This window comes from Delftia sp. Cs1-4 (assembly GCF_000214395.1).
GTDB lineage: Bacteria > Pseudomonadota > Gammaproteobacteria > Burkholderiales > Burkholderiaceae_C > Comamonas > Comamonas acidovorans.
Window position 1 is genome coordinate 2,114,754 of record NC_015563.1, and the last position, 23,416, is coordinate 2,138,169.

Sequence of the window (23,416 nt, forward strand, 5' to 3'; positions counted from 1 at the left end):
GACATTATTTGCACAGACCCGCCGCGCCCGCCAGCCCCGTGTGCGACAGGGGTATGTCAGCGTCGTTGCAGGCGCACAAAGCTGTAGGGCAGCCCGTTGGCGGCCACATGGCGGCTGCGTGACGCTTCCTGCCACTCGGGGCCGAGCGTGGGGGCGAAGGCATCGCCTTCGTAGTCGCGCTCTATCTCGGTCACCTCGATGCTGTCGGCCAGCGGCAGGGCCTGGGCGTAGATCTGGGCACCACCCATGACCCAGACGTCGGCCGATGCCTGGCGGCCCAGTTCCATGGCCTGCTCCAGGCTGGTGGCATGCAGCACGCCGGGGGCGGCCGGCTCGGGCGCCCAGTCTGCCTGGCGCGTGACGACGATGTTGGTGCGCCCGGGCAGCGGCCTGAAGCGGGCCGGCAGCGAGTCCCAGGTCTTGCGGCCCATGACCACGGCCGAGCCCTGGGTCAATTGCTTGAAGTGCGCCAGGTCCTCGGGCAGGTGCCAGGGCATGGCATTGTCCTTGCCGATGACGCCGTTGGCGGCGCGTGCGTAGATGAGATGGATGGCCATCGGGCGGGTCTTTCTGCGGCCTCAGACGGCCACGGGGGCCTTGATGGGCTCGTGGTGCTGGTAGCCGACGACCTCGAAGTCCTCGTACTCGTAGCCGAAGATGGAGTCGGGCCGGCGCTTGATCTGCAGCGTCGGGTAGGCGAAGGGCTGGCGCGCCAGCTGGGTCTCGACCTGGGCGAAATGGTTGTTGTAGATATGGCAGTCGCCGCCGGTCCAGACGAAATCGCCCACCTGCAGGTCGCATTGCTGGGCCAGCATGTGGGTCAGCAATGCGTAGCTGGCGATGTTGAAGGGAACACCCAGGAAGATGTCCGCGCTGCGCTGGTACAGCTGGCAACTGAGCTTGCCGTCGGCCACATAGAACTGGAAGAAGGCGTGGCAGGGCATGAGCGCCATCTGCGGCAGGTCGGCCACGTTCCAGGCGCTGACGATGATGCGGCGGCTGTCCGGGTTGCTCTTGAGCTGCTTGACCACTTCGGCGATCTGGTCGATATGGCCGCCGTCCGGCGTGGGCCAGTTGCGCCATTGCACGCCGTAGACCGGACCCAGGTCGCCGTCCTCGCGTGCCCATTCGTTCCAGATGGTGCAGCCACGCTCCTGCAGCCAGCGCACGTTGCTGTCGCCGCGCAGGAACCACAGCAGTTCCAGGATGATGGATTTGAGGTGCACCTTCTTGGTGGTGACCAGCGGAAAGCCTTCGGACAGATCGAAGCGCATCTGGTGCCCGAACACGCTGCGCGTACCCGTTCCGGTACGGTCGGTCTTGGACACGCCATGTTCGTAGACATGGCGCATGAAATCTTCGTACTGTGAGCGGGCAGGGCGGGGCGCGGCAGTCATGTTCATGGCGGGGATTATCCCTTGATGAATACGGCGCCTTGTCCGACGGTATCCATGCCCCTCGAAACAAGGTTTGCAACCCCGGGTGCGAAAATGGCTGCCGACGGGCGCCGGTGTCTTGCCTGGGCTTTCACACCGGCGCCATGGTTTTTTCGCATCCGCTTTGACAAGGAGCTTGCGCATGTCTTCCATGCTCTCCCCCTGGCAGGCCGGAATCGCACTGGGTGCCGCCATGCTGGCGCTGACAGCCTGTGATCCGCGCTCTCCCACCGTTCCCACTCCCAAGGCCGTGCAGTCCGTGGCACTCGATGTGGCCGCGCCCGCGCCCGCATTGACGCTGAACTTTCCCGAGCGCACGCGCCTGCCGTCCACCGCCAAGGCGGGGGAGCCCGGCCTGGACAGCCTTGCCGAGTACGTGGGCAAGTATCCCTACGACGGCACCAACTACCTGGAGCAGGGCGTGCTGGCCGAGCGGCTCAAGGCGCTGCTGGGCACCAGCTACCCGACCTTGCTGAGCAATATGCGCACCGTGGGCCCGCTGACCAAGGAGGGCGATGTGTGGAGCATCGTCGGCCTGCGCCCCCACCAGGGCGGCGAGGAGATGGGCGCCATCGTGATCGACCCCGCGCGCAACGCACTGCGCGTGTGGCTGCTGACCGATGGCAAGCAGACCGACTTCTCCGACGCGGCCGGTGCCGACATCGCCTGGCCCAGCCAGGTGCAGAAGTCCTTCGCCGTGGTCGAGAGCAACAAGCCAGCTTCCTGATCTGCGCCTGGCCGAGTTTGGCCGCACCTGACCACGTTTGGATGCAAGAAGGGGCAGCGCCGCCACGCGGCCCCGCCCCTTCTTGATAAGCCGGCGCTGCCCGATCAGGCGCGCGCCAGGATGCAGCCGGGATTCATCAGGCCTTGAGGATCCAATGCCTGCTTGATGGCGCGCATCATGCCCAGGGCCACGGGCGACTGGTACTTTTCCAGCTTGTCCACCTTGAGCGCGCCCACGCCGTGCTCGGCAGAGAACGAGCCGCCGAATTCGGCCACGGCCTCGTAGACCAAGTGGTTGACCAGGTGCTCGCGCTCATTGAGGAAGGCCTTGGCGTCGCCGCCCACGGGCGCCTGCACGTTGTAGTGCAGGTTGCCGTCGCCCAGGTGGCCGAAGTTGACCAGGCGCACACCCGGGATCTCGCGCTGCAGCACGGCATCGGTGTGCTCGACGAAGGCGGGAATGCGCGATGCCGCAATGGAGATGTCGTGCTTGATGTTCAGGCCTTCCTCGGCCTGGGCCAGGGGAATGCTTTCGCGGATGTGCCACAGCTCATGGGCCTGCGACAGGCTTTCGGCCACCACGGCGTCAAGCACGCAGCCGTCCTCGAAGGCCAGCTCCAGCAGCGCCTCGAAACGCTCGCGCGCATGCTGCTCGGACTCGCTGTCCGAGTTCTCGACCAGCACGTAATAGGGCGGCGCGCCGTCCAGGCCCGCAAAGGGCACGCGCAGCTGGGGCATGTGCTTGATCACCAGGGACAGCGCGAACTGGCCCATGACCTCGAAGCCCGTCAGCCCCGCGCCCAGGTGCCTGTGCGCCATGCCCAGCAGGCGCACGGCCGCTTCCATGGAGGGCACCGCTGCAAAGGCCGTGAGCTGGGCCGCAGGCTGGGGGAACAGCTTCATGGTGGCGGCGGTGATGATGCCCAGCGTGCCTTCGCTGCCGATGAACAGGTCGCGCAGGTCGTAGCCGGTGTTGTCCTTGCGCAGGCCCTTGAGGCCGTCCCAGACCTCGCCCTGCGGCGTGACCACTTCCAGGCCCAGGCACAGCTCGCGCGTGTTGCCGTAGCGCACCACCTGGGTGCCGCCCGCGTTCGTTCCCAGGTTGCCGCCAATGGTGCAGCTGCCTTCGGCGGCCAGCGACAGCGGGAACAGCAGGCCCTCTTTCTCGGCAAGCTCCTGCAGGCTTTGCAGGATGCAGCCGGCCTCGACGGTGAAGCTCAGGTTGTCGCGGTCGATGTGGCGCACGGCATTCAGGCGCGTGAGGCTGAGCACGACCTGCGTGCCGCTGTCGTCCGGCGTGGACCCCACCGACAGGCCGGTGTTGCCGCCCTGCGGGATGATGCTGGTGCCTGCGGCCGCGCATTCGCGCACCACGGCGGCCACCTCGGCCGTGCTGGCCGGGCGCACCACGGCCAGGGACTTGCCGCGCACGCGGCGGCGCCAGTCCTGTTCATAGGCCACGAGGTCGCCCTCGGTGAGGACATGGGCTTCGCCGACGATCTGGCGCAGGCGTTCAAGCAGTGCAGTCATGTTGCAACTTCTTTCAAAGACGTGAAGGCATGAAAACGGGGACTCAGCCGCCGGCCGCCTGGGCCGCGCGGCGCGCGCTGCGCTGGCGCCAGCGCACATGCAGGGCGCAGGCGGTGAACAGCATCAGGCACAGGAAAACTTCGAGCAGCGCCAGCCAGCGGCCGGGCGCCGCGTCGCTCCAGGCGCGCACGACGCCCTCGGTGAAATAGATCCACACCAGCAGGCTGACCCAGCGGTAGGTATACATGCGGTGCTTGAGCAGGCCGATCAGCGGAATCGCCAGCGGCAAGGCCTTGAGCACCAGCCAGGAGCCCCCGGGGCGCATTGGCGCCAGCCACAGTTCCCAGGCCAGGCTCAGCACGATCAGGCCCATGAGGCTGGAGACCGCCAGCCAGCGGGTGGCGGCGACATCGGCGCCGGGGCGAGAAATGGAATCAGTCATCGGGGTGGCATCATATCGGCCATGGTCTTGTCCTTTGAACATGTGATTGCTTGGATGGTCACGCGCGTTCCCGTTTCAGGCACGCGCGTTGCAGCGGAGATATGGCGATGAGCGGCGGCCCCGGGCAGGAGCCTGCCGGTGGCCTGGAGGACGGTGCCGTTGCACTGCCCGCGCCCGAACAGGAGCGCAGCCTTTCGCTGATGGAGCGGCCCGAGCCGGTGGTGCCCCCATCCTGGCGCGAACGCCTGCGCTGCTTTCCCTGGCGCAATACCGCGCACACGCTGCGCGAACGCTTTCGCGAGGACCGGCTGGGCGTCACCGCCAGCAGCCTGACCTTCACCACGGTGCTGGCCCTGGTGCCGTTCTTCACGGTGGCGCTGGCGCTGTTCACGGCGTTTCCCATCTTCTCGCGCGTGCAGATCGTGCTGGAGCGCTGGCTGATCGACAGCCTGATTCCGGAGACCATTGCACGCCAGGTGCTCGGCTATCTGACGCAGTTCGCCTCCAAGGCCAGCCAGCTGGGCATGGCCGGTTTTTCCATTCTGGTGATCACGGCGGTCGCGCTGATCCTCACCATAGACCGCACGCTCAACAACATCTGGCGCGTGCGCCAGCTGCGGCCGCTGGGCCAGCGCGTGCTGATCTACTGGGCCGCGATCACGCTGGGCCCGCTGGTGCTGGGCCTGAGCCTGGTGCTGTCGTCCTATGTGATGTCGGCCTCGCGCGGGCTGGTCAATGCGCTGCCCGAAGGGTTGCGCTTCATCTTCGATTCCATCGAGTACCTGGCGCTGGCCGCTGGCATGGCGGGCCTGTACCACTATGTGCCCAACACGGCGGTGCGCTGGCGCCATGCCTGGGTGGGCGGCCTGTTCGTGGCCACCTGCATGGAGCTGGCGAAGAAGGCGCTGGGCCTGTACCTGGCCTCGGTGCCTACCTATTCGGTCATCTACGGCACCTTTGCCACCTTGCCGATCCTGCTGATCTGGATCTACATGGCCTGGATCATCGTGCTGCTGGGCGCCGTGGTCACCGCGTATCTGCCCATCGTCATGGCCGGCGTGCAGCGCATGCCCGGACAGCAGGGCTGGCAGTTCGAGATGGCCGTGGAAATCCTGCAGTACCTGGAGCAGGAGCGCGAGTCGCCCGCCAAGGGCCTGTATGCCAGCGATCTGGCACGCCGCCTGCATGTGGACTGGCAGCAGATCGATCCGGTGCTGCAGGCGCTGTCCGTGCTCGACTGGGTGGGAACGGTGCAGGCGCCAGGCGTTGCGGCGGGCAGCGAGGGCACCGAGCCCCGCTACATGCTGCTGGTGGACCCGCAACACACGCCCTTGGCCCCCCTGGTCGAACGCCTGCTGCTGGCTCCTTCCGCGGCCGTGCAGCCGCTGTGGGAGCGCACGGGCCTGGCGGGCATGACGCTGGCCAGCCTGCTGGAGAGCCGGCCCCGGCCGTAGTGCCCGGCGCGGCGCTTTAGAGCGCAATGCGTCCGGTGAGGATGTCGCGCCACATCACCCAGTCGCCGCGAAAGCTGTACAGCGGGCGCTTGAAGCTGGCGGGCCGGTTTTTCTCGAAGCCGAAGTGCCCTATCCAGGCAAAGCCGTAGCCGAACAGCAGGCCGCCGAGCAGGAACCAGAAATTGCCGGTCAGGAACAGCGCGAACAGGCACAGCAGCGCCAGCGTGGAGCCGACGAAGTGCAGGCGCCGGCAGGTACGGTTGCTGTGTTCCTGAAGGTAGAACGGATAGAACTCGGCAAAGCTCTTGAACTGGCGCGGGTCCACGGCAGCCTGTGCGGCGCCGGGCAGGGGAGCGGAAGCGTGTGACATGGCAGGCCTTCGCGTGCATGGGGTGGCTTCAACTTATACGCCGCTGCCTGGCCTTTCACCATCGGAGGAACCCGCGCGCCCGGGTTCGCAAAAGCTGCCCCGAGAGAGACAAAAGCTGCCGCATTCCGCCCCGCGCGTCGCCACGGTGTCGCCCTCTGGCGGCATGCAGGCGCATGATGTCTGCCGGGCCGGCGCCGACCGGCATGGAGTTTTTTTCGATGCCTTCCTCGTGCATGACCGACATCCCCGCATCCTTGAACGAAATCCGCATTCCCACGCCGCAGGGCAGCATCTACGTCAGGCGCTGGCAGGCGCCGGCGGCCGGCGAAGGCGAACAAGGCCCGGCGCGCGCGCCCATCGTGCTGCTGCACGACTCGCTGGGCTCGGTGGCGCTGTGGCGCGATTTCCCGCAGCAATTGGCCGAGGCCACGCGCCGCGATGTGCTGGCCTATGACCGGCTGGGCTTTGGCCAGTCCGATCCCTATCCGGGCACGCTGGGGCCGGGCTTTGTGGCCCGGGAGGCAGAGACCGTGTTCCCGGCCGTGCACCAGGGGCTGGGCCTTGAGGATTTCATTGTGCTGGGCCACAGCGTGGGCGGCGGCATGGCCGCCATGGTGGCGGCCCGATATGGCGCGCAGTGCAAGGCGGTGATCACGGAGTCCGCCCAGGCCTTTGTGGAAGATCGCACCTTGCAGGGCATTCGCGCGGCCCAACAGGATTTCGCCCGGCCCGGCCAGCTGGCGCGCCTGGAGAAATACCACGGCGACAAGGCCGCCTGGGTGCTGTCTGCCTGGGTCGATACCTGGCTGTCCCCGCCTTTTGCCGACTACCGGCTGGACGAGGCGCTGGAGCGCGTGCGCTGCCCGGTGCTGGCCATCCATGGAGAGCTCGACGAGTTCGGCTCCCTGGTCCATCCCGAGCGCATCCGCGACCGCGCCAGCGGCCCGGTGGAGGTGGAGATCGTGGCCGGCGGCGGCCACGTCCCCCACCGCGAGCAGCCCGAGCGCATTGCCCAGCGCATCGCGCGTTTCCTGGCACGGGTCTGATCCCGGGCGGGCTTCATGGGCCCGCCTGGGTGGACGCCGAGAGCTCCGGCGGAAACAGCGCCTTCTTGATCACGGCGTGCACGCCCCAGTTGCCGTCCACCACCTGCGTCACGGCGAAGTCCACGGCCACGGAGATCAGCGATACGGCCTCGTCCTCGTCCAGCCCGTGGGCCAGCATCAGATAGCGCCTTGCCTTGTGGAAGGCGTCACGCATGGCGCCTTCCAGCGATGACTTGCGATAGACCTGGGACTGCGCCTGGCTGCCCAGTTCGGCCAGGTGGTCGGTGAAGCTGAAGCCCTGTATCACCCATTCGGAGCCGGTCTCCAGGAAAGGGTGGTCCAGCTCTGCAAGGAAGCGGTTGTCCAGCGCGGCGCGCTTGTGCACCCGCAGCTCGAAGCTGCCGGTCAGCGAACATTCGATGGCCGTGCCGCACAGTTCCGAGTCGCCTTGGGATGCATGCGGGTCTCCCACCGAAAACAGCGCGCCGGGCACCGATACGGGCAGGAAGAGCGTCGCGCCCTTGCCGGCGCGCCAATTGTCCAGGTTGCCGCCGAAGTAGCTCGGCGGTATGGAGTCGATCAGGCCGGCCTCTCGCGGTGCCACGGCCAGCATGCCGAAATGCGGACGCAGCGGCACGCGTGCCTTGTCCAGCACACCAAAGCGCCGGGTGATGCTGGCGGGGTCCACGGGCACGCCCGGGTAGTCGATGGTCGGATGGACCACGCCGAAGGGGTCGGTCTGCGGCGTCCAGCGGTAGTTGTAGACAGCGCGGGCCGTGGGCTCCTCGGGCAGTGCGTGGTCGATTTCGTAGATGGTGACCACTTCGCGCTGGCGGGGCTCCGTGATCTGGTCGCGGTAGTGAAAGCCCCACCAGGCGGCGGCGTTGCTGCCGAAGACACGGCCGTGGTGGGCGGGGCTGCAGCTGGGGCGTGGCTGCACGTCGAGGATGCGTATCTCCAGCAGGTCGCCGGGTTCGGCCTCATGCACATAGACGGGGCCGGTGCAGATGTGCACGCCGAAGCCCTCGCCCGCGCCGCGGCCGTAGATCGAGGCATCCATCGGGCCCGCGCCGCGCCGGTCCACGGCCTTCTGGGCCGCGGTCCAGTGGAACACGCTTTCGGCGCCCGGATCGCCTTCGATCATGCGTTCCCAGTCGTCCGAGGCATGCTGGGTCAGCGTCTCCATGGTCACCACGTCACCTGAGCGCACCGAAAGCACGGGCTTGAGTGAACGGCTCAGGTAGCCCCAGTGCACGGTCTTGTCGGAGACCGGAAGGTAGTAGTGCTGGGGCGACGCACCGCCATTGTCTGCATGCGCCGAGCGCTTGGGCACAAGGGCCAGCGCCTGGGCGTAGCGTGCGTGGTCGCGCAGCAGGGCCTGGAACGGGCTGTGTGCCAGGCGCGCTGCGGCCGGTTCTGCACCCTGCGCAGCGCTCTCGGCGGGCGAGGGGCGTCCGCGCTGGCCGGGCGGCGCATCCTGCACGCGCGCCGGACTGGCGCGATAGGCCTTGGGGGACAGACCATAGCGGGCCGTGAAGGCACGGCTGAAGTTGGCGGCATCGCCAAAGCCCCAGCGAAAGCACAGCTCGGCGATGGAGAAATGCTGCAGCGAGCGGTTGCTCAGGTCCATGCGGCAGCGCTCCAGCCGGCGTTCGCGCAGGTAGGTGCGGAAGCTGGTGGCAGCCCCCTTGAACAGCTTTTGCAGATAGCGCGTGGACAGCCCCTCGGCGCCGGCGATGGCATCGATGGACAGCTCGGCATCGCCCAGCCGGGTTTCGATGGCGCGGCAGATGCGGCGCAGATGGCCAAGCTGTACGGCGCTTGGCGGCTCTGTCGCCTCGGCCTGCTCCTGGTCGGGATTGCCGGCGCGTGGTGTCAGGCAGGTGACCAGCATGTCGGTGAGCGTGGCCTCCACCGACAGCAGATCGTCCTGTGCCAGTGTGTCGATCTGCTCTGCCAGTGAGGCCGCCATTGCCATGCACATGGCCCCCACGCCGCCTGTCCCGCCGATGTGCCTGGCCTCGGGCGGGCACGAGCGCAGCAGGCGCAACAGAAAGCTCGAGGACTCCAGCCGCGCAAGCAGCAGGCGGCCGTCGCCGGGCAACTGCAGCTGCCAGTCCCGGTCTGACTCCAGCAGCAAGGCCGAGCCGGCCTCGAGCGGGAACGCGGCGTCCTCGATCACCGCATCGGCGCTGCCTTGCAGCAAGGCGCACAGCAGCAGGCCCGGGCCGCGCAGCCGCTTGGCCACGGCCCGCAGCGTCAGGGGCGAGGTGGCCAGCGTGATGAACACCGATCCCAGTGGCGAGCTGCGCAGCGCCAGGTGGGTGGCCGGTGGCGTGGGCGCTTCGCCATGGATGTCTGCCCTGGACAGCGCCTCATTGAGCGCAGCCTGCCGCAAGGCATCGGGAAATGCGTGGGTGGAAAAGCGTCTTGGATCGTCGTGCATCAGGGTCGAACTATGAACGCCCGCGTACTGCCTGTCCAAGCCCGGCGCACCGGATGGCAGCCGCGACAAGTTTTTGTGCGCGCAGGAACAACCGGCCTGGACATGCTCGCCTGGACACTGGCGCTGCCGGCACCGATCCACAACAGCAGGAGTATTTTCGATGACCATCCCCCACCAAGAACATATCTGCGGCCCGGGCTGCCAGCACGGTGCTTCGCCAGCCGACGAGAAGCTGATCCGCGAGGAATTCCAGGTTGCACGCCGTTCCTTCCTGCGCGACGCCATGGTGGTCGGTGGCGGCGCGGTCTCGGCCGGCGCCATCAGCGGCGCGATGGCACCGTCCCGGGCCTTTGCCCAGGGCGCGCCTGGCGCCCGGGCCGGCCAGGGCATGGCCAGCCACTACTACATTCCCGCCTCTGCCAGCACCGTGCTCTGGGGCTACTTCAGCAGATCGGCCAAGCCGGTGGTCGAAGTCGAATCGGGTGACTACGTGACCATGGAGACGCTCACCCACCACGCCAATGACGATGCCGAACGCATGGTCCGGGGCGACCCTGGCGCCGAGAGCGTGTTCCACTGGGACAGCCAGCGCAAGAACGTCGATCGCCGGGGCGCCGGTCCCATGGATGCCAAGAACGGCGCAGGTGGCGGCCAGGGCGTGCACATCTGCACGGGGCCGGTACGCATCAAGGGCGCCCAGCCCGGCGATGTGCTGGAAGTGCGCATCATTGATGTGGTGCCACGCCCCTCGGGCAACCCGCAGTTCAAGGGCCGGACCTTCGGCAGCAATGCGGCGGCGAACTGGGGCTTTCACTATGGCGACACGCTCACCGAGCCCCGAAAGCGCGAGGTGGTCACCATCTACGAGGTGGATGCGACCGGCGAGCGCAACTGGGCCCGCGCCGTCTACAACTACCGCTGGACGCCGCAGACCGACCCCTTTGGCGTGGTCCACCCGACCATCGACTATCCGGGCGTACCCGTGGACCACCGCACGATCAGCAAGAACGAAAACGTGCTGCGCAATATCCGCGTTCCCGTGCGGCCGCACTTCGGCACCATCGGCGTGGCGCCGGCCGAGGTGGAGATGGCCAGCTCCATTCCGCCCAACCACACGGGCGGCAACATCGACAACTGGCGCATCGGCAAGGGGGCGACCATGTATTTCCCCGTGGCCGTGCCAGGGGCCAACTTCACCGTGGGCGATCCGCATGCCTCGCAGGGGGACTCCGAGCTGTGCGGCACGGCCATCGAGTGCTCGCTGACCGGCACCTTCCAGCTGGTCCTGCACAAGAAGGCGGATCTGCCTGGAACGCCGCTGGCCGAACTGGCCTATCCGCTGCTCGAAACCCAGGACGAATGGCTGCTGCACGGCTTCAGCTACGCCAACTACCTGGCGGAGCTGGGGCCTGATGCACAAAACCAGATCTTCAAGAAGTCTTCCGTGGACCTGGCGCTGCGCGACGCCTATCACAAGATGCGCCACTTCCTCATGACCACCCAGGGGCTGGGAGAGGACGAGGCCATCTCGCTGATGTCGATTGCCGTGGATTTCGGCATCACCCAGGTGGTGGATGGCAACTGGGGCGTGCACGCGCTCGTGAAAAAGAGCATCTTCCCCGCGCGCGGCGCGTGAGTGCGTCCGGGCCCTGCGGGCAGGACCCGGCCGGGCTCAGCGCGCCAGGAAATCCCGGATGGCGAACAGCGTCTGGTCGGGCGCCTCGGTCATCTGGTTGTGGCCGCTGGGCAGGTGCACGATGCTGACCTGGCGCTGCGCGCCCCGGGCCGCCTCGATCAGGCCCTTGGCGGCCTTGGGCGGCGTCATCTGGTCCTGCTCGCCCAGGGCGAACAGGACCGGACATTGCAGCGCCGCCATGGCCGCCTCGCCGCCCGCATAGCTGTCGCAGGCCTTGAAGCCGGCGTGCAGCAGGTTGGTGCGGTCATTGCTGGCCAGCACGCGCCGGCCCAGCGCCATGCCGGCGCCGAACACCCAGCTGCCTGCGCCGCTGGGTGGCGCCAGCGTGGCGCGCGAGAACACATTCACCATGCGGATGGCCTGCTCGGGCGTGCTGAGCGCGGAGTCCAGCAAAGCAGGCGAGACCTTCATCGGGTAGGCCGTGCCCACCAGCACCAGGTGGCTGACGCGCGCGGCCAGCCGCGCGGCCGCTTCCATGGCGATCAGGCTGCCCCAGCTGTGGCCGATCAGCGCGGCCTTCCCGATGCCTGCCGCATCCATGAGCTGGCCGATGAAATCCGCTGCTGCCTCCACGCTGGCGGGCGCGTCACCCGCGCTGCGGCAGTGGCCGGGCAGGTCTATGGCCAGCACGTTCCAGCCGTGGTTGGCCAGGTAGCGACTTTGCAGAGCCCAGACGCTGTGGTCGCACAGCACGCCGTGGATGAGGATGGCCGTGGGCTGGGCGGGGTTGAAGGCCTTGCCGCCGGTATAGGCGTAGATGGCGTGGCCCTGAACATCGATCTTCATTGTTGGTGTCTCCCTTGTCGGCTCACGCTGCCTTTTCAGCGGCCTTGAGGGCGCGCTTGAGGTCATCGATCAGGTCGTCGGCATCCTCCAGTCCGATGGACAGGCGTATCGTGCCCTGGCCGATGCCGGCCTGGGCCAGTGCTTCGTCGCTCATGCGGAAATGCGTGGTGCTGGCCGGATGGATCACAAGGCTGCGGCAGTCGCCCACGTTGGCCAGGTGGCTGAAGACCTTGAGCGTCTCGATGAACTTGCGCCCCTGGTTGCGGTTGCCCTTGATGTCGAAGCTGAACACCGAGCCCGCGCCGCGCGGCAGCAGCTTCTTTGCCAGTTGGTGCGAGGGATGGGTCTCCAGCAGCGGGTGGCCCACGCGGCCCACCAGCGGATGGCTGGCCAGGAATTGCACCACCTTCTCGGTATTGCGGATGTGGCGCTCCATGCGCAGCGGCAGCGTCTCTATGCCCTGCAGGATCAGCCAGGCCGTGTGCGGGCTCATGCAGGCGCCGAAGTCGCGCAGGCCTTCGCGCCGCGCGCGCAGCAGGAAGGCGCCGGTGCTGCTCTCCTCGCTGAACACCATGTTGTGGAAGCCGTCGTAGGGCTCGGTCAGCTCGGGGAAGCGCCCCGATTTTTCCCAGTCGAAGCTGCCGCCATCCACCACGATGCCGCCGACCACGGTGCCGTGGCCCGACAGGAACTTGGTGGCCGAGTGGTAGACGATGTCCGCGCCATGCTCCAGCGGCTTCATCAGCCAGGGCGAGGTCAGCGTGGAGTCCACCAGCAGCGGTACGCCGGCCTCATGGGCTATGGCGCTGATGGTGGGGATGTCCATCACATCCAGGCCCGGGTTGCCCACCGTCTCGCCGAAGAACAGCTTGGTGTTGGGGCGCACTGCGGCGCGCCAGCCGTCGATGTCGCCGGGCTTGACGAAGGTGGTCTCTATGCCGAAGCGCGCCAGCGTGTAGTGCAGCAGGTTCTGCGAGCCGCCGTACAGCGCCGTGCTGGCCACGATGTGGCTGCCCGCGCCCATGAGCGTGGCCACCGACAGGTGCAGCGCCGCCTGGCCACTGGCCACGGCGACGGCGCCCACGCCGCCTTCCAGGGCCGAGACGCGCTGCTCCAGCACGGCGTTCGTGGGATTGGAGATGCGGCTGTAGACGTGCCCTGGGCGCTCCAGGTTGAACAGCGAGGCCGCATGGTCGCTGGACTCGAACACGAACGAGGTCGTGAGGTGGATGGGCGTCGCGCGCGCTCCGGTGGCGGGGTCGGGCTGTGCGCCCGCGTGCAGCGCCAGGGTGTCAAAGCCGGGGTCCGAGTAGCCGGGCATTCCTGTCTCCATGGTTGTCAAGGCAAGCGGGCATTGTGGGCTATATTTCCTGTCAGACACGGGCTTGCCGCAACCACGGCGACACAGACAAATTTGGAGATACGGCATGAAAGTAAGTGACATCCTGCGCGTCAAGGGCAACACCCTCTACACGGTGTCGCCGGACGAAAGCCTGGCCAGCGCGGTGCAGGTGATGTCGGAGCGCGATATCGGCTCCCTCGTGGTCATGGAGCATGGCGACGTGGTCGGCATGCTGACCTTCCGCGAAGTGATCCAGGGCTTCGTCAAGCACGGCGGGGTGGGCGAGACGCTGGTGCGCTCGGCCATGGACGACGCTCCCATGACCTGCACCATGGAAACCGACATGGACGAGGTGCGCCGCATGATGCTGGACCGCCACGCACGCTACATGCCGGTGATGGACAAGCGCATGCTCATGGGCGTGATCAGCCTGTACGACGTGGCCAAGGCCGTGGTGGACAGCCAGAACTTCGAGAACCGCATGCTCAAGGCCTACATCCGCGACTGGCCCGAGGGCGAGCGCCAGGGCGCGGACTGATCGCCAGGTCGATATCTACCGACCGTTCGACCGTTTCACTTTGAGCAGCAAGGCCTCCGAACGCAAAATGCGGCGGAGGCCTTTGTCTTTGCGCGCAGGGCGCAAAGCAGACAGTCGCGTGAACAGCGAATGGATGGGCTGCAGGACCTGTCAGTGCACCCGGCGGCGTTTGGGCTTGAGCAAGGCGCTGGGCGGCACGTCATAGGCCTGTCTGAAGACGCGGCTGAAGTGCGAGAAGCTGGTGAAGCCACAGGCCAGCGCCACATCGGTCACGCGCCGCGCATTGTCTGCCCGAAGCAGCAGGTGCGCCTGGGCCAGCCGTTCGTTCCAGAGCCAGCGGCTAGGGGTCAGGCCTTCGGTGGCAAACAACCGTGCCAGGCTGCGCAGCGACATGCCCATGTCCTGGGCCACCTGCAAGGGCTTGAGCTCGGGGTCGTCGAGCCGGGCCCGCATGTACTGCTTGGCCTGGGCAAGCCTGTTGCGGGTTCTGAAATCGCCAGGGCTGGACGATGTCAGCAGCACATTCAGCAGCGAGGGGCGAAGGTCCTGCTCCTCGTCCTTGGGCTGAAGGCCTGGCGATGCCGGTGGAGTGCTGCGCGCAGGGTCGCTGTGATCCTGGCTTTGTGTTGAGTCGGAAGAGGCCTGCATTTCACGAACCTCCCGCAGTTTGCGGCTGGTGCCTGTGTGGTGATCCGCAGGCGGTTGAAAAAGGGTGGATTGCAATTTTAACTATGAATATTTGCAATCCGATAGCTATATTTGTTATCGCCGGGCGATGGCTGCCTGCGCAATGCACCGCCGCCGCAGGCACGGCGCTTGCGGGCTACCCGGGCATAATCGTCGGCCTATGAGCGGCAACACCTTCGGCACCCTATTCACTGTCACCAACTTCGGCGAATCGCATGGCCCGGCCATAGGCTGCGTCATCGACGGCTGTCCGCCCGGCATGGCGCTGAACGAAGCGGATATCCAGCAAGAACTGGATCGCCGCCGCCCCGGCACCAGCAAGTTCGTGACCCAGCGCAACGAGCCCGATGCGGTGGAAATCCTCTCGGGCGTCTACGAAGGCCGCACCACGGGCACGCCGATCGCGCTGCTGATCCGCAATACCGACCAGCGCAGCAAGGACTACTCCAACATTGCGCAGAGCTTTCGTCCCGGCCATGCCGACTACGCCTACTTCCAGAAATACGGCATCCGTGATCCACGCGGCGGCGGCCGTTCCTCGGCACGGCTGACGGCCCCCACGGTGGCCGCTGGTGCCGTGGCCAGGAAGTGGCTCAAGGAAAAGTTCGGCACCGAGTTCCGCGCCTGCATGACCCAGGTGGGCGAGTTGTCCCTGCCCTTCGAGAGCTGGGAGCATGTGCGCAACAACCCCTTCTTTGCGCCGGTGGCCGATGTGTCCCAATACGAGGAATACATGGATGCGCTGCGCAAGTCGGGCGACTCCTGCGGCGCCGCGCTGCGCGTGCAGGCCAGCGGCATGCCGGTGGGCTTGGGCCAGCCGCTGTATGACCGCCTGGATGCCGACGTCGCCTACGCCATGATGGGCCTGAACGCGGTCAAGGCCGTGGAGATCGGTGCCGGTTTCGACAGCGTGGTCCAGCGCGGCACCACGCACGGTGACTCGCTGAGTCCCGAAGGCTTTCGCAGCAACAACGCCGGTGGCATCGTCGGCGGCATCAGCACGGGTCAGGACCTGGAAGTGCGCATAGGCATCAAGCCCACCAGTTCCATCATCACGCCGCGCGAATCCATCGACGTGCAGGGCCAGAGCACCGAGGTCATCACCAAGGGGCGCCACGACCCCTGCGTCGGCATCCGCGCAGCGCCCATCGCCGAGGCGCTGCTGGCCCTGGTGGTGATGGACCATGCGCTGCGCCACCGCGCACAGTGCGGTGACGTGGATTCGGGCCTGGCTCCCATCCCTGCCGCCGCGCCCTGAAAGCACTGCCAGGCACCAAAGAAAAAGCCGCCCAAGGGCGGCTTTCTTGCGTCCTGCCGGCCTGATCAGCCGGGATTGCGCACCTCATCCATGACGTTCTTGAAATCGTCCACATCCTCGAAGCTGCGGTAGACGCTGGCGTAGCGAATGTAACCGACCTTGTCGAGCAGCTTGAGCTCGCGCATCACCATCTCGCCCAGGCGGCTGGAGAGCACTTCGCGCTCGCCCAGGTTGCGCAGCCGCTCCTCGATGCGCTCGATGGCGGCATCGATCTGCTCTGTGCTTACGGGGCGCTTGCGCAGCGCGATCTTGAACGAGCCCAGCAGCTTGGCGCGCTCGTACTCGATGCGCCGCCCGTCCTTCTTGACGATGGCGGGAAAGCTGACCTCGGGCCGCTCGTAGGTGGTGAAGCGCTTGTCGCAGCCGCCGCACTGGCGGCGGCGGCGGATGAAGCCCCCATCCTCGGCCTCACGGGTCTCCACGACCTGGGTGTCCGGATGGCTGCAGAACGGGCACTTCATGGCAGGCCTCTATGCGTGCAACTCAGGCGCCGTAGACCGGGAAGCGGGCCGTCAGCTCGGCCACCTGGGCGCGCACGCGGGCCAGGTTGGCTTCGTCGGCGGGGTTCTCCAGCACGTCGGCCAGCAGGTTGGCTGTCAGGCGGGCTTCCTCTTCCTTGAAACCGCGCGTGGTCATGGCGGGCGTGCCCACGCGGATGCCGCTGGTCACCATCGGCTTTTCGGGATCGTTGGGGATGGAGTTCTTGTTGATCGTCATGTGGGCGGCGCCCAGCGCGGCTTCGGCCGCCTTGCCGGTGATGCCCTTGGCGCGCAGGTCCACCAGCATGACGTGGCTTTCCGTGCGGCCGGAGACGATGCGCAGACCGCGTGCCGTCAGCGTTTCCGCGACAACCTTGGCGTTCTTCACGACCTGTTCCTGGTAGGTCTTGAACTCGGGCGACAGCGCTTCCTTGAAGGCCACGGCCTTGCCGGCAATGACATGCATCAGCGGGCCGCCTTGCAGGCCGGGGAAGATGGCGCTGTTGATGGCCTTCTCGTGCTCGGCCTTCATCAGGATCACGCCGCCGCGCGGGCCGCGCAGGCTCTTGTGCGTGGTGGTGGTGACCACGTCGGCATGGGGCACGGGGTTGGGGTACACGCCTGCGGCGATCAGGCCGGCATAGTGGGCCATGTCCACCCAGAAGATGGCGCCGACTTCCTTTGCGATCTTGGCGAAGCGCTCGAAGTCGATGGCCAGGGCGTAGGCCGATGCGCCGGCCACGATGATGCGGGGCTTGTGCTCGCGCGCCAGCGCTTCCATCTTGTCGTAGTCGATGGCTTCTTCGGCATTCAGGCCGTAGGAGACCACGTTGAACCACTTGCCCGACATGTTCAGCGGCATGCCGTGCGTCAGGTGACCGCCTTCGGCCAGGCTCATGCCCATGATGGTGTCGCCGGGCTTGGCAAAGGCCATCAGCACGGCCTGGTTGGCCTGGGAGCCGGAGTTGGGCTGCACGTTGGCGGCTTCGGCGCCGAACAGCTTCTTGACGCGGTCGATGGCGAGCTGCTCGACCACATCGACGTTCTCGCAGCCGCCGTAGTAGCGCTTGCCCGGATAGCCTTCGGCGTACTTGTTGGTGAGCTGGGAGCCCTGGGCTTCCATCACGGCAGGCGAGCAATAGTTCTCGCTGGCGATCAGCTCGATATGTTCTTGTTGACGCAGGTTCTCGGCCTGGATGGCGGCAAAGACTTCGGCGTCGACCTTCTCGACGGTATTGGTGCGTTGAAACATGGCAGTCCTGTGAACTTGAAATTCCCTTGAGGCCAAGGGCTGCCCAGGCGAACGGCGGAACACTCCAGATCCCGCGTGCGCATGGAGGCTGGGCGGTACGCTCCCCGGTGGTTCACAGAAGGTGGTCCTTCTCGGGCCTTCTGCTGGTTTCCACGTCAGCGGCAGCGGTGCGTGAAGCGGCTGCGCCTATCGCCAGTTGCGTACCCCGCTAGTGTAGCTGAGCCGGTGGCGCCGAAGACCTGGCAGGGGCGTTGCAGAAGGCGTTTGCGTGGGCCACCTGCAGTTGGATCGGGCATGAAAAAAGCTGGCCTTGGCCAGCTGTGCACTCACTATGCCGGGAAGTCAGGCTACAGCGCCGGCTCCTGGGACTGAAGGGCCACCTGCTCGGAGCGGGCAGAGGTGTTGCTCGAGCTGACCGGCACGGCTGCAGGTGCAGCCGCTGCTGCCGGGACCGAGGCCTCGGCCACGGGGGTCGCCGGCTTGGTGGAGGCGATCTGTACGGCCTGCCGGGGCTGATCGACCTTGGCGGTCATCAAAGGCACGGCACGCAGGCCGGCGGCCATGCGCAGGCGCTGGTGCTCGGCCAGCACCTTGGCGGCGTAGCCACCATCGGTGGGCAGGTTGGCCGCGCCCACGTAGTAGCGCAGGCCTCCTTCGATGGAGCCGGCGCGCTCGATGCATTCCTTGAGCACGCGCACGCCCACGCGCAGATTGCTGACCGGGTCGAAGGCAGCATTCTGGCCACCGAAGTTCTCATACTTGTCGGTATGCACCGTGGTCATCACCTGCATCAGGCCCTGCGCGCCGACAGCGCTTTGCGCAAACGGGTTGAAGCTGGATTCGATGGCCATGATGGCCAGGATCAGCGTCGGGTCCAGGCGGTTGACCTTGCCCAGGTCATAGGCCTCGCTGACCAGTGCCGCGATCGGCTCAGGCGCCACGCGGTACTTCTTGCTGAGCCAGAAGGCCACGGCTGCCTGCTCCTTGGGCAGGTTCTTGGGGTTGGTCGCCGTCGCCCGATCGCTGGCAGCGAGTTCGACGGGAACACCCAGCTCGGCCATCTGGCGAGCGGTCAGCCAGGAGCGCAGCTGGCTCTCTCCGGCATCGCGCAGGTCAGGGCGGGCGAACAAGGTGATGGCCATGAAGGCCACAGCAAGGCCCAGCAGGGCGAAGCTGTTGTGGATGATGGCAAGAAAACCGTTGGCCACATCGATGGCGAACGTTCGCGCGGCGGCGAAAAATTTTCCTGACGCTGGCATAGCTTTTTCCTTTCTAGGGGCACCAACCCGAAACGGCCTTCGCCGAAGCGAAGGCCGGTGAGGCTGACACCCTGGATTGGGTGCTGCGGATCCGGGAGGCTGGCGCTTGGTGCGCCATTGCGTTGTAGGCCTGCGGGATCTGCTCAGTCGTGAGGCAGCAGAAACAAAAAACGCTCTATTCGAGCGCTGGCGGATTCTAGGAGTTCACCAAATACACGGTCAACACTATGAAATCAACTTTTTAGATCAATGAATAATAACAAACCATGGATGCAAACACAGTTTTGAGGTCTTGAAGAGCGGGTGGCGTGCTACCGATGTACGCCGCCTCCGCCGTTTTCAGAGCGCGTCATGAAATTGCAATGAAATGCAAAAGCACTGGCAGGCCGACCCTGCGTCCTTCTATATTGGAGGTGACTGCTCTTGCAGTCGTCTCGCCAAGGTGGAAGACAGGTAAAAGTGGTGTTCGATAGTGCGGACACCGTGGTTCAAGTCTTCTTCCGCGGCCTTCCTGGAAGCAATCTCTTGCTTCCAAGCAGCAAGGACCATCCTCTCCTTGACTGCGGAAAACGGTCGGGACTTGTGCCCGCCGTAAAGCCCGGAAGCCGGTTCACGGCTTCCGGGCTTTGTCGTTCAAGGATGGCCGCAACGTCAAGAAATGTGCCGTGGTGCGGACCCAGCCGTTGCTGCCGCCCCAATTTCTGGTGCAATGCAGCCGTTGCCCTGTCCTGTGTCCCAGGATAGGGCTGTACTAGTTACCAGAGCCCCATGCAATCTCTCTTCAAGCACCGCTGGCTGCGCAGGCTGGCCATCGCCCTTGTGGCGTTCCTTTTGCTGTGGCTGCTGTTGTGGGCGCTGGTGCCCGTTGTGGCCAAGAGTCAACTGGAAAAGCAGGCATCGGCCAAGCTGGGCCGTCAGGTCCGTGTGGGTGCAGTGGAGTTCCGGCCCTGGTCGCTGGAGCTGACCCTGCGGGACCTGAGCATTGCCAGGAGCCAGGCGGAAGGCGCGGCGCCGGAGTCCGTGCCGTCTTCATCTTCGTCCCCCCAGCTTCAGATCGACCGCATCTATGTCAATGCCAGTATCCAGTCGCTGTTTCGGCTGGCGCCGGTGCTGGATGCCATCGAGGTCGATGCGCCGGTGCTGCGCCTGACCCAGCAGAGCCTGGGGCATTTCGATGTGGACGATGTGCTGGCCAGGCTGGCCGAACCCGGCGACACGCCGCCCTCCAGGCCCGTGGGCTTTGCGCTGTACAACATTGCGCTGCGCGACGGCCGCGTGGAATTGCAGGACGAGGTCCAGCAGCGCCAGCACATGCTCGAGCAGTTGCAGCTGCGCCTGCCCTTCATCAGCAACCTGGAGTCCAAGCGCGAGATCAAGGTGCTCCCGCACCTGTCCTTTGCGCTCAACGGCAGCCGGTTTGAATCCAGCGCCCAGAGCACGCCCTTCACCGAGCAGCGCCAGACCGCTGTCGATCTGAGCTGGCAGGGCGTGGACCTGACACCTTATTTGGGCTATGTGCCCGTCACCGCACCTGTCAAGCCGCGTTCCGGCGTGCTGGATGCCAACCTGCACATCTCCTTTGAGCAGGCCGAGCAGGCCGTGGTCCGCATCACTGGGGAGGTCAGCCTGTCCGGCGCCGAGCTGCACGACCGCGACGGCGCCCCCCTGCTGCGCTTCGAGCGCCTGGCCGCCGTGCTCAAGAACGTGCAGCCGCTGCAATCGGTTGCGGAGCTGGAGTCCGTGCAGTGGAGCGCTCCCGAGATTTTTGCGGCCCGCGATGCGCAAGGCCGCATCAATTGGACGGCGATGGGGGGGGCTTCCTCCCCGGATGCCAGGCCGGCAGCGGAAAAGCCTGCCTCCGACGCGCCCCAGCCGTGGAAGGTCAGCCTGGACAGGCTGTCCGTTGCCAATGCCACGGTGCACTGGCGCGATGCCGCTCCCGACGCTGGAAAGTCGGGCGCTGCGCTGCAGGCGCGCGAGCTGTCGTTGCAGGTGCGCGATATCCGCTGGCCCCTGGAGCAACCGCTGCAGCTTGCTGCCAGCATGCAGGTGCAGCCCGAATCGGCGGGGGAGGGGGCGAAACCTGCCGAGTTGCAGCTGCGAGGCGCCTTGACCGACAAGCAGGGCCAACTGGCCATCTCCGCGCGGCAATTGCCGCTGCAACTGGCAGCACCGTACCTGTCCGCCCATCTCAAACCCGAGCTGACGGGTCTGTTGAGCACCGATGCAGGCCTGGGCTGGAACGGTTCCGCCATGGTGGTTCAGGTGGCCGGGCTGGGCGTGGAGCAGTTGAGCCTCAAGGACAAGGCCGCGCCCGTCGATATCGCGCACCTGCAGCTGGAGCAGGTGCAGGTCAATCTGGCCAGCCAGCAGGTCTCCGTTGGCCGCCTGGCACTGCAAAAGCCGCAGCTGGCCGTGTTGCGCGATGCCCAGGGCCGGTGGATGTACGAGCAATGGCTGCCGCCCGCCTCATCGGCGTCCGCATCGCAGGACGCCGGCAAGGACAAGTCCCGGCCCTGGGGCCTGAAGCTGCAGGCGGTGGAGGTCGATGGCGGCGCCATTGCGCTGCGTGACGAAGCTCCCGTGCGCAACGCGGATTCGGCGCGCACCGTGTCGCTGGACCTGGGGTCACTGCGCCTTCGCATGGGCGCCATCGAGCCGCTGGCCGCAAAATCCGCGCCCACGCCGCTGGAGCTGTCCGCGCAGGTCAGCTCGGGCCGGCGTGTCCAGGCGGGCTCGCTGAGCCTACGGGGGGACCTGGGGCTGGCGCCGCTGTCGCTTCAGGGCAAGTTGCAGGCGCGCAGCCTGCCGCTGCATGCGCTGGAGCCCTACTTTGCCGACATGCTCAATGTCGAGTTGGTGCGTGCCGACGGAAATTTCCTCGGACAACTGCGCTTTGTCAGCCAACCGGCCGGCCCCGAGCTGGCGGTGCAGGGGGATGTCGAGCTCGTGGATCTGCGCATGCGCTCCGCGCTGGCCTCTCCCGTGCAAGCAGCGGGCGAGGCCGCAGGGCAGGGCGCGCCACGCACGGCGGCAGGTGCCGTGGCTGCCGTGCTCAGCGAGTCCACGGCCGACCGGGCCAAGGCCCAGTCGGTTGCCTTGGGACTCGGCCTGCGCGATGAACTCGTGGCCTGGAAGACGCTGGCCGTGCGCGGCCTTGACCTGCAGATGCAGCCCGCCCAGCCGCTGCGCCTGAGCGTGCGCGAGACGGCTCTCAGTGACTTCTTTGCGCGCGTCATCGTTCAGCGCAACGGGCGCATCAACCTGCAGGACATCGTCAAATCGGCGAAGTCCCAGCAGTCCCTGGAGCAGAACGCCGCGCCGGCCGCGGATGGCACGGCGGCTTCCGCCGAACCGGCGCCGCCGCAGGCTGCCTCCGGGCCTGCGCCCGTCATCAAGATCGGGCCGATTGTGCTGACGGGCGGCAGGGTCCAGTTCTCCGACTACTTCATCCAGCCCAACTACTCGGCCGACCTCAGCGAGCTGGCGGGTCGCCTGAGCGCCTTCTCGTCCGAGCAGCCTGCCAGCCAGCAGGCGCCGCAACTGGCGGATGTGGAACTGCGCGGCCGCGCCCAGGGCACGGCTTCGCTGGAGATTACCGGCCAGGTCAATCCCCTAGCCAAGCCGCTGGCCCTGGACATACGAGCCCAGATGCGCGACCTGGAACTGCCCCCGCTGTCGCCGTACTCCATCAAGTACGCGGGCCACGGGATCGAGCGCGGCAAGCTCAGCATGGACGTCAACTACAAGATCGAGCCCGATGGCCAGCTCACGGCGCGCAACAAGCTGGTGCTGCATCAGCTCACCTTCGGCGAAGCCGTCGAAGGCGCGCCCGCCTCGCTGCCCGTGCGCCTGGCGGTGGCGCTGTTGGCTGACCGCAACGGAGTCATCGACCTGGACCTGCCGGTCAGCGGCTCGCTCAACGATCCGCAATTCAGGCTGGCGCCGGTCATCTTCAAGATCATTGGCAACCTGATCATGAAGGCCATCACCTCGCCGTTCTCGCTGCTGTCGGGCGCTTTTGGGGGCGGCAGCGAATCGGGCGTGGTGGCCTTCGCGCCGGGGCGTGCCCAGATCGACGGCAAGGCCCGCGAGAGCCTGGACAAGGTGGTTGCCTCCCTCAAGGATCGCCCGGCCCTCAAGCTCACCGTGATCGGCGAGGCGCGCGAGGCGCAGGACAAAGAGGCCTGGAAGCAGGCGGAGCTCGATCGCCTGCTGCTCGCCCAGAAACGCCGCCAGGTGCTGCGCGACGGCAAGTCGGCAGAGTCCGTGACCGAGTTGCCTGCCTCCGAAGTACCGGCCTTGACCAAGGCGCTGTACAGTCGCGCCGACTTTGCCAAGCCGCGCAATGTCATCGGCATGGCCAAGGACCTGCCCACCGACCAGATGCGAAGTCTGCTGCTGGAGCAGATTGCCGTGCCCGACGACGCCATGCGCGAACTGGCGCTGGCCCGCGCCGTGGCCGTGCGCGACTACCTTGCCCAGCAGCAGTTGCCGCTTGAGCGCCTGTTTCTGGGGGCTCCAAAACTGGACTCCGACGACCAGGAATGGAGTCCGCGCGCCCAGCTCAGCCTGTCCACGCAGTAGCCCGGTTTTGGCTCCGCTTCAA

Annotated in this window: 19 protein-coding genes and 1 riboswitch; of the genes, 7 read left to right on the forward strand and 12 right to left on the reverse strand. The window is 66.6% G+C overall.

Annotated features, from left to right (window positions below; genetic code table 11):
* Positions 1-56 precede the first annotated feature (56 nt).
* Both DELCS14_RS09395 and DELCS14_RS09400 read right to left on the reverse strand, forming a co-directional pair.
* Complete coding sequence (locus DELCS14_RS09395; RefSeq protein ID WP_013801429.1) at positions 57-557, reverse strand: dihydrofolate reductase; 501 nt, start codon at positions 555-557, stop codon at positions 57-59.
* Between the two features lie 21 nt (positions 558-578).
* Positions 579-1,403, reverse strand: coding sequence for a thymidylate synthase (locus DELCS14_RS09400; protein WP_012206769.1), 825 nt, complete (start codon positions 1,401-1,403; stop codon positions 579-581).
* A gap of 175 nt (positions 1,404-1,578) precedes the next feature.
* Here DELCS14_RS09400 and DELCS14_RS09405 point away from each other — a divergent pair, with 175 nt between their 5' ends.
* Positions 1,579-2,163 carry a hypothetical protein gene (locus DELCS14_RS09405; protein ID WP_013801430.1) on the forward strand — a complete coding sequence of 195 codons (585 nt, stop codon included), beginning with the start codon at positions 1,579-1,581 and terminating at the stop codon, positions 2,161-2,163.
* A gap of 104 nt (positions 2,164-2,267) precedes the next feature.
* On the opposite strand, the gene DELCS14_RS09410 is transcribed toward DELCS14_RS09405, so the two are convergent.
* Positions 2,268-3,692: an FAD-binding oxidoreductase gene (locus DELCS14_RS09410; protein ID WP_013801431.1), complete on the reverse strand. Its 1,425-nt coding sequence runs from the start codon at positions 3,690-3,692 to the stop codon at positions 2,268-2,270.
* A 43-nt stretch (positions 3,693-3,735) separates the two neighbouring features.
* Complete coding sequence (locus DELCS14_RS09415) at positions 3,736-4,134, reverse strand: DUF2069 domain-containing protein (protein ID WP_013801432.1); 399 nt, start codon at positions 4,132-4,134, stop codon at positions 3,736-3,738.
* Positions 4,135-4,241: 107 nt separating this feature from the next.
* Between DELCS14_RS09415 and DELCS14_RS09420 the strand changes: the two genes are divergently transcribed.
* Entirely contained in the window at positions 4,242-5,588 is a 1,347-nt protein-coding gene (locus DELCS14_RS09420) for a YihY family inner membrane protein (RefSeq protein WP_013801433.1), read from the forward strand.
* A gap of 16 nt (positions 5,589-5,604) precedes the next feature.
* Here DELCS14_RS09420 and DELCS14_RS09425 read toward each other — a convergent pair whose 3' ends face one another.
* On the reverse strand, positions 5,605-5,958 hold the full coding sequence (locus tag DELCS14_RS09425; protein ID WP_012206764.1) for a DUF962 domain-containing protein: 354 nt from the start codon (positions 5,956-5,958) through the stop codon (positions 5,605-5,607).
* Between the two features lie 218 nt (positions 5,959-6,176).
* Between DELCS14_RS09425 and DELCS14_RS09430 the strand changes: the two genes are divergently transcribed.
* Positions 6,177-7,004, forward strand: a complete 828-nt coding sequence (locus DELCS14_RS09430; RefSeq protein WP_013801434.1) for an alpha/beta hydrolase — start codon at positions 6,177-6,179, stop codon at positions 7,002-7,004.
* A gap of 13 nt (positions 7,005-7,017) precedes the next feature.
* Here DELCS14_RS09430 and DELCS14_RS09435 read toward each other — a convergent pair whose 3' ends face one another.
* Complete coding sequence (locus DELCS14_RS09435) at positions 7,018-9,450, reverse strand: acetamidase/formamidase family protein (protein WP_013801435.1); 2,433 nt, start codon at positions 9,448-9,450, stop codon at positions 7,018-7,020.
* A 160-nt stretch (positions 9,451-9,610) separates the two neighbouring features.
* On the opposite strand from DELCS14_RS09435, the gene DELCS14_RS09440 reads away from it, so the two are divergent.
* On the forward strand, positions 9,611-11,086 hold the full coding sequence (locus DELCS14_RS09440) for an acetamidase/formamidase family protein (protein ID WP_013801436.1): 1,476 nt from the start codon (positions 9,611-9,613) through the stop codon (positions 11,084-11,086).
* A 36-nt stretch (positions 11,087-11,122) separates the two neighbouring features.
* On the opposite strand, the gene DELCS14_RS09445 is transcribed toward DELCS14_RS09440, so the two are convergent.
* Together DELCS14_RS09445 and DELCS14_RS09450 are read right to left on the reverse strand one after the other, a co-directional pair.
* A complete protein-coding gene (locus DELCS14_RS09445) occupies positions 11,123-11,932 on the reverse strand; it encodes an alpha/beta hydrolase (protein WP_013801437.1) in 810 nt (269 codons plus the stop codon).
* Between the two features lie 22 nt (positions 11,933-11,954).
* A complete protein-coding gene (locus DELCS14_RS09450) occupies positions 11,955-13,253 on the reverse strand; it encodes an O-acetylhomoserine aminocarboxypropyltransferase (protein ID WP_013801438.1) in 1,299 nt (432 codons plus the stop codon).
* 106 nt (positions 13,254-13,359) lie between these two features.
* Here DELCS14_RS09450 and DELCS14_RS09455 point away from each other — a divergent pair, with 106 nt between their 5' ends.
* Positions 13,360-13,812 carry a CBS domain-containing protein gene (locus DELCS14_RS09455; RefSeq protein ID WP_012206758.1) on the forward strand — a complete coding sequence of 151 codons (453 nt, stop codon included), beginning with the start codon at positions 13,360-13,362 and terminating at the stop codon, positions 13,810-13,812.
* 150 nt (positions 13,813-13,962) lie between these two features.
* On the opposite strand, the gene DELCS14_RS09460 is transcribed toward DELCS14_RS09455, so the two are convergent.
* Positions 13,963-14,460, reverse strand: a complete 498-nt coding sequence (locus tag DELCS14_RS09460; RefSeq protein WP_013801439.1) for an AraC family transcriptional regulator — start codon at positions 14,458-14,460, stop codon at positions 13,963-13,965.
* A 199-nt stretch (positions 14,461-14,659) separates the two neighbouring features.
* On the opposite strand from DELCS14_RS09460, the gene aroC reads away from it, so the two are divergent.
* On the forward strand, positions 14,660-15,757 hold the full coding sequence (gene aroC, locus DELCS14_RS09465) for a chorismate synthase (RefSeq protein ID WP_013801440.1): 1,098 nt from the start codon (positions 14,660-14,662) through the stop codon (positions 15,755-15,757).
* Positions 15,758-15,822: 65 nt separating this feature from the next.
* Here the strand turns inward: aroC and nrdR are convergent, their stop codons facing one another.
* The 3 genes from nrdR to DELCS14_RS09480 all read right to left on the reverse strand — a co-directional run bounded on the left by nrdR (position 15,823) and on the right by DELCS14_RS09480 (position 18,807).
* Complete coding sequence (gene nrdR / locus DELCS14_RS09470; RefSeq protein WP_012206755.1) at positions 15,823-16,278, reverse strand: transcriptional regulator NrdR; 456 nt, start codon at positions 16,276-16,278, stop codon at positions 15,823-15,825.
* A 22-nt stretch (positions 16,279-16,300) separates the two neighbouring features.
* Entirely contained in the window at positions 16,301-17,548 is a 1,248-nt protein-coding gene (gene glyA, locus DELCS14_RS09475) for a serine hydroxymethyltransferase (RefSeq protein WP_012206754.1), read from the reverse strand.
* A 34-nt stretch (positions 17,549-17,582) separates the two neighbouring features.
* Positions 17,583-17,758, reverse strand: a riboswitch (ZMP/ZTP riboswitch).
* Positions 17,759-17,895: 137 nt separating this feature from the next.
* Positions 17,896-18,807: a lytic transglycosylase domain-containing protein gene (locus DELCS14_RS09480; RefSeq protein WP_013801441.1), complete on the reverse strand. Its 912-nt coding sequence runs from the start codon at positions 18,805-18,807 to the stop codon at positions 17,896-17,898.
* A 768-nt stretch (positions 18,808-19,575) separates the two neighbouring features.
* Between DELCS14_RS09480 and DELCS14_RS09485 the strand changes: the two genes are divergently transcribed.
* The gene (locus DELCS14_RS09485; RefSeq protein ID WP_013801442.1) at positions 19,576-23,394 is read left to right on the forward strand and encodes a DUF748 domain-containing protein; all 3,819 of its coding nucleotides are present in this window, start codon (positions 19,576-19,578) and stop codon (positions 23,392-23,394) included.
* Positions 23,395-23,416: the final 22 nt, after the last annotated feature.

Coding starts and splice junctions, on each gene's coding strand:
- glyA (WP_012206754.1), bottom strand. CDS start 17,548: ATGTTTCAACGCACCAATACCGTCGAGAAGGTCGACGCCGAAGTCTTT.
- nrdR (WP_012206755.1), bottom strand. CDS start 16,278: ATGAAGTGCCCGTTCTGCAGCCATCCGGACACCCAGGTCGTGGAGACC.
- DELCS14_RS09395 (WP_013801429.1), bottom strand. CDS start 557: ATGGCCATCCATCTCATCTACGCACGCGCCGCCAACGGCGTCATCGGC.
- DELCS14_RS09445 (WP_013801437.1), bottom strand. CDS start 11,932: ATGAAGATCGATGTTCAGGGCCACGCCATCTACGCCTATACCGGCGGC.
- DELCS14_RS09440 (WP_013801436.1), top strand. CDS start 9,611: ATGACCATCCCCCACCAAGAACATATCTGCGGCCCGGGCTGCCAGCAC.
- DELCS14_RS09425 (WP_012206764.1), bottom strand. CDS start 5,958: ATGTCACACGCTTCCGCTCCCCTGCCCGGCGCCGCACAGGCTGCCGTG.
- DELCS14_RS09435 (WP_013801435.1), bottom strand. CDS start 9,450: ATGCACGACGATCCAAGACGCTTTTCCACCCACGCATTTCCCGATGCC.
- DELCS14_RS09410 (WP_013801431.1), bottom strand. CDS start 3,692: ATGACTGCACTGCTTGAACGCCTGCGCCAGATCGTCGGCGAAGCCCAT.
- DELCS14_RS09415 (WP_013801432.1), bottom strand. CDS start 4,134: ATGACTGATTCCATTTCTCGCCCCGGCGCCGATGTCGCCGCCACCCGC.
- DELCS14_RS09455 (WP_012206758.1), top strand. CDS start 13,360: ATGAAAGTAAGTGACATCCTGCGCGTCAAGGGCAACACCCTCTACACG.
- DELCS14_RS09400 (WP_012206769.1), bottom strand. CDS start 1,403: ATGAACATGACTGCCGCGCCCCGCCCTGCCCGCTCACAGTACGAAGAT.
- aroC (WP_013801440.1), top strand. CDS start 14,660: ATGAGCGGCAACACCTTCGGCACCCTATTCACTGTCACCAACTTCGGC.
- DELCS14_RS09480 (WP_013801441.1), bottom strand. CDS start 18,807: ATGCCAGCGTCAGGAAAATTTTTCGCCGCCGCGCGAACGTTCGCCATC.
- DELCS14_RS09485 (WP_013801442.1), top strand. CDS start 19,576: ATGCAATCTCTCTTCAAGCACCGCTGGCTGCGCAGGCTGGCCATCGCC.
- DELCS14_RS09460 (WP_013801439.1), bottom strand. CDS start 14,460: ATGCAGGCCTCTTCCGACTCAACACAAAGCCAGGATCACAGCGACCCT.
- DELCS14_RS09430 (WP_013801434.1), top strand. CDS start 6,177: ATGCCTTCCTCGTGCATGACCGACATCCCCGCATCCTTGAACGAAATC.
- DELCS14_RS09420 (WP_013801433.1), top strand. CDS start 4,242: ATGAGCGGCGGCCCCGGGCAGGAGCCTGCCGGTGGCCTGGAGGACGGT.
- DELCS14_RS09405 (WP_013801430.1), top strand. CDS start 1,579: ATGTCTTCCATGCTCTCCCCCTGGCAGGCCGGAATCGCACTGGGTGCC.
- DELCS14_RS09450 (WP_013801438.1), bottom strand. CDS start 13,253: ATGCCCGGCTACTCGGACCCCGGCTTTGACACCCTGGCGCTGCACGCG.